This window comes from Streptomyces klenkii, from assembly GCF_003626645.1.
In the GTDB taxonomy this organism is placed as follows: Bacteria; Actinomycetota; Actinomycetes; order Streptomycetales; family Streptomycetaceae; genus Streptomyces; species Streptomyces klenkii.
Genome location: NZ_RBAM01000103.1, coordinates 1 through 1,291 on the forward strand (window position 1 = coordinate 1; position 1,291 = coordinate 1,291).

Annotated in this window: 3 protein-coding genes; all 3 read left to right on the forward strand. The window is 76.5% G+C overall.

All coding sequences use genetic code 11. From position 1 onward, the window contains the following. Positions 1-369: hypothetical protein (locus tag D7231_RS34955; RefSeq protein WP_422396794.1), on the forward strand; the 369-nt coding region annotated here is incomplete at its 5' end. A gap of 60 nt (positions 370-429) precedes the next feature. Continuing rightward, positions 430-585 (forward strand): hypothetical protein, encoded by a 156-nt coding sequence (locus D7231_RS37190; protein WP_199739533.1) that lies wholly within the window; start codon positions 430-432, stop codon positions 583-585. 153 nt (positions 586-738) lie between these two features. Then, positions 739-1,242: a hypothetical protein gene (locus D7231_RS34960; RefSeq protein WP_120760391.1), complete on the forward strand. Its 504-nt coding sequence runs from the start codon at positions 739-741 to the stop codon at positions 1,240-1,242. Positions 1,243-1,291 lie beyond the last annotated feature (49 nt).

Genomic DNA, 1,291 nt, shown 5'->3' on the forward strand with positions numbered 1-1,291 from the left:
GCCGCCCAGGCTGCTGAGGCCGCCGCCCGCGCCGCGGCCGAACGCCGCGAGCGGGAAGAGGCGGCACGGGCCGCTGAGGCCGAGGCCCTGGCCGCCCGGCGCCGGGCCGAGGAAACCGCCCGCGCGGCCGAGCTGGAGCGCCAGGCGGCCGAGGCCGCCGCGATGGCGCGGATGAGCCCGGCGGAATGGCAGGCCCACCGGGTCGCCGCGATGATCGCCGCCCGCGGCGAGCACGCCGTGACGCTGGAGGTCATCAAGGGCGAACTCGGCGTCTCCGAGGGCACCGCCGTCAACCGCCGGCAGCGCGCTCTGACGCTGCTCGCCTCCGGCGGCGTGCCCGCCCTCTCCCCGGGCGGACAGGCCGCCTGACCTGCTGAAAGACCGCTGGGAGGCCCGGCGGCCCACCCCGCACGAAAGGAACCCCGAAGCATGGCCGAGTACCTCATCGACGCGGCGCTGGCGCTGGCGGCGATCGCCGTCCTCCTGGCCACCCCGTTCCTGCTGAACCACTCCCGGGGCACGCACGACCACGGCACCGCCTGCTGGTGGTGCCACCCCCGCATCCCGCGGATGCGGCGCCGCTGACCGCCTCACCTGCGGATTCACGCAGCGTCCTGGCGCACACGGTCGCCCCCGGAAACCCCCGCCCCGGCCTGCCCAGGCCGGGGCGGGCGCGTTCCGGGGGCTGGCCGCGGCCGCCAGGCCGGACCCCAACCCCTAGTACAAGGAGGATTCCCGGTGAGCGGGAAGGACATCGCCACACGCGTGACGGCCGGTGTGCAGGCCCTGGGCCTGGCCGGTCAGCGTCAGGGATGGCAGGAGCAGCACCGCGCGTCGCTGCTGACGGACGCCCAGACCTACGACTACCTCGCCGACGCCCTGGAGGCGGACCTCAAGGGCCGTCCGGTCGAGGGGGACATGCCCTGGTCGGCGGCGCGGCGGGCGAAGAAGCGCGCCCGGCCGCTGCGGGAGGCCGCCCGCGCGATGCGCAAGGCCGCGAAGGCAGTGGGCGGCACGGTCGCCGCCTACGAGCAGAGCGCGCCGGAGAAGACGGCCGCGGACCGTGCCGCCAGGGCGGAGAGGAAGGAGCGCAAGAAGCAGCTGGCGCGGCAGGCGGCGGCCGGCGCTGCGGCCCGCTCGCTGGAGCGCCTCACGCCGCCCGCCGGCGGCGTGGAGCAGCCCCGGGCGACGGAGGAGCCGCGCACGCTCGGTGACTACTTCGGGCATCGGAAGGAGGCCTGAGCGCCGTGGAGATCGCGGGGATGTCGCCGAAGAAGGCGGCCTACTGGAA

Excerpts from the sequence above, each read along its gene's own strand:
- D7231_RS37190 (WP_199739533.1), top strand. The coding sequence starts at position 430 with ATGGCCGAGTACCTCATCGACGCGGCGCTGGCGCTGGCGGCGATCGCC.